The sequence below is a fragment of the Pseudomonas sp. W5-01 genome (assembly GCF_046540435.1).
Lineage (GTDB): Bacteria > Pseudomonadota > Gammaproteobacteria > Pseudomonadales > Pseudomonadaceae > Aquipseudomonas > Aquipseudomonas graminis_B.
Genome location: NZ_JAXCIP010000001.1, coordinates 89,235 through 92,594, shown reverse-complemented (window position 1 = coordinate 92,594; position 3,360 = coordinate 89,235). Strand labels below are relative to the sequence as shown.

Here is a 3,360-nt window from a genome sequence, read left to right as displayed (position 1 = left end):
TCTTTCACCTGTTTGTATCGGCAAGGCTCAACCCGCAGGCAGCGCAACGGCGGCCCACAACGTTGTGAGAAAAGAGTGGGTGGCCGCTGACGACCACCGTTGTGACGGGCTTTGTTTGAAGGCCCGGGCTCAGCGCGCCAGCTTGAGTGCCACGCGCGGCTCGGCGTGGGCCTGCAACGACCCATGGGCAGAGCGCGCCGAACACGGTTGCGCCTGGTCGCCGAAGATCGATTCGACGACTTCCTGGGAGCGGATCGCCAGCACCGACAACAGCGTGTCGCTCAAGCCGTGGCTGTCTTCGCAGCAACCCTGCAGGAAGATGCCCGCTTCGCTGCCGGGGGTCAGGGGCAAACGGTAGTGCCGGTCGACGTTGGCGCCCTCGATGTATTGCTGAATGCCCGAGAGCAGCTCCAGGTGATAGTCGCGGCGGTAGCCGGTGGCGAGCACGACAACGTCGAAGGACTCGCTGTGCATCTGGTCATGGGGCGCATCGCGCAGGAACAGCTCAATGCCGTCGGCGGCCACTTCGGCGTGGACCACTTCACGGTTGGTGAGCATGCGGTGACGCTCTTCGCCGCGCACCTTCTGCTGGTACATGCGCTGGAAAATCGTCTCGATCAGGTCGGTGTCGACCACCGAATAGTTGGTGTTGCGGAACTCGTCGAACAGCGCGACGCGACGCTCCTGGCTGTGGTTGAAAATGGTGTCGGTGAATGACGGGTTGAAGATCTGATTGACGAAGGGGCTGTCATCGGAGGGCTTCAGCGCGCTGCCGCGAATCACCAGGGTGGCCTCGACATTGTCGAAACGCGAGGCCAGGTCTTCGAAGATTTCCGCCGCGCTCTGACCGCCGCCGACCACCGCCACGCGCACCGGGCCGGGGCGATTGGCGAGGAGTTTTTCGATGCCGCCGCGGTAGCCGGCAGAGTGCAGCACGCGGGCATCTTCCAGACCGTCGAAGGCCACTGGCGCCTGGGGAATGCCGCCGATGCCGAACACCAGATTGCGCGCGCGACGGCGGGAGATTTCGCCGTGCTCATCGCGGGACAACACGTCCATGGCGACGAAGCGGCCGTCTTCGAAATGCGGTTCCACCGACATCACTTCGGCACCGTAATGGGCCTGTTCGTTGAAATGCGAGGCGGCCCAAGTCAGGTAATCGGTGTATTCCTCGCGGGTCGGGAAGAAGGTCTTCAGGTTGATGAAGTCCTGCAGGCGGCCGCGCTCGTTGAGGTAGTTGACGAAGGTGAAACGGCTGGCCGGATTGCGCAGGGTCACCAGGTCCTTGAGAAAGGAAATCTGCATGGTGGAACCGTCGATCAGCATGCCTTCGTGCCAGTTGAACGCCGGCTTTTTCTCGAGGAAACACACGTGGGGCGCCAGACCGCTGCGCTGGGCATGCTCCTGGGTGGCAATGGCCAAAGCCAGGTTCGACGGGCCGAAACCGATGCCGATGAAGTCGTAGACGAGTTCCATGCTTCCCTCTCGTAAGGCGCGACGCGCGATCGACTCCGGCAAGCCGCGCGACAAAATCGCTGGCGCCGGATGGCAGTTCACGCGCATCAAAAATGTTTAAGACTGATTCTCATTAACATGACGACTGAGGCTGACGGCTGTTTAGTCGCAGTCGCCGAAAATTCTTACAACGCCTCTACTGTCTTCATCTGGTAGGCAGCGCCAATCTCTTCAACCGCGTCGCGGCTGGCGTTTTCCCGGCGATCACCCTGCAGTTCGCTGAGCTGCCCGGACTCCATCTTCACCAGGCGGTCGGCCAGGTCGAAGTACTGGTCGTCGTGGCTGATGGCGAACACCGTGACGCCGGCTTTTTTGAACATCGGCAGCAGCTCGCGGTAGAAGAAGCGGCGGAACAGCGGGTCCTGATCGGCGGCCCATTCGTCCAGCAGCAGGATGTCGCGCTTCTCCAGCAGCGCCAGCATCAGCGCCAGGCGCTTGCGCTGCCCCTGGGAAAAACGCGTGTCGAGCAAGTGCCCGTCGGCGAGCTGCACCTTGTGCTTCATGTGCAGTTTTTCCAGCCAGTGCTCGACGTCAGCGGCTTCAGCGTTCTGCCCATCGGGCCCGAGCAGTTGAGCGAACAGGTGGAAGTCGGTGAACACGCTGGCGAACAGCTGACGGTAGGCCAGCCAGTCGTCCGAACCGATGACCTGGCCATCGATCAGAATCGCTCCTGCCGACGGTCGATACAGGCCGCTGAGCAAGCGCGCCAGGCTGGATTTGCCGCTGCCGTTGCCACCCATGAGGAACACCGTTTCGCCCCGGCGCAGGGTCAGGTTGACCGGGCCGACATCGAAGCCGGGCTCGTCGCCCTGGGGCGCATAGTGGTATTCGACGTCACGCAGTTCGAGGGTCTGCCAGTGGCCGGCGATGTGGCTCGGGGCGACGTCAAAGCTTTCGTGGTGCTCGGCCAGGGCCAGGGACTCGACTTTATCCAGCGCCACGCGCCCGGAGATCTGCGCCGGAATCGCTGCCACCGCCAGCACCAGCGGCGTGCGCATGAACAGCACGGTCAGCGCGTAGGTCGCCGCCACTTCCGTCGGCGCCCAGCCCAGGCCGTTGGCCAGGTAAAACGCCAGGCCAATGGTGCCGAGGACCATGATGTTGGCCCAGTTGCTGGCCAGGCCGTGATACCGATCGGCCAGGGTGAAATGCTCGCGGTAGCGCTGGGCGGCGATGTCGAAGGTTTCTTCGTACAGACGGCGCGCGCGGTCGCGGTTGAGGGTCAGCTCCTTGCGGCCATCAATCACGCCTTGATAGCTCTGATAGAGCTTGTCTTCGGACTCACGCAGCGCGCGGATGTGGGCGTTGAGCTTGCCTACCAGCAGCCAGCCCACGCCGAGGGTGAAGGCCATCCAGCACAGGGTGGTGATGAACAACGACGGCGACAGCCAGGCCAGGTAACTGAACGACGCGACGCTGAGCACCGAGCCGTAGATCAGGTCCGGCAGCTGCACGAAGGCCATGGTCACCGCGCGAATGTCGCTGGACAGGCTGGCAAAAATCTTCGCCCCGCCGATGGATTCGATGCGCTCGATGTTGGTGTCCAGCAGGCGCTTGACCATGACCCGGCGCAGGCCGTAAACGAACCGGTGACCCAGGGCGGTCAGCGACAACGACGCCCCGGACGCCAGCGCCAGCAGCACGGCGAGCATCAGGCCAAACTGCCACAACGCGGTGCCGAGGCCGTCGTGACTGCTGATCATGCGTTGGTTGACGAAGGCAATCACGCCAACGCTCAACAACCCGCTGCTGACGCTCAGCAGCAGCACCATCGCAAGCGGCCAGCGGTATTGCTGGAAGACCAGACGAACTAATTTCATGGATGACTCCGGGCAGTGAATACGA

General features: G+C 62.9%; 2 protein-coding genes. Both read right to left on the bottom strand.

The features are described 5' to 3' along the window. Positions 1 to 129 precede the first annotated feature (129 nt). A complete protein-coding gene (locus SLW75_RS00400; protein WP_410933209.1) occupies positions 130 to 1,476 on the bottom strand; it encodes a lysine N(6)-hydroxylase/L-ornithine N(5)-oxygenase family protein in 1,347 nt (448 codons plus the stop codon). Between the two features lie 164 nt (positions 1,477 to 1,640). Further along, positions 1,641 to 3,335, bottom strand: a complete 1,695-nt coding sequence (locus SLW75_RS00395) for a multidrug ABC transporter permease/ATP-binding protein (RefSeq protein WP_410933208.1) — start codon at positions 3,333 to 3,335, stop codon at positions 1,641 to 1,643. Positions 3,336 to 3,360 lie beyond the last annotated feature (25 nt).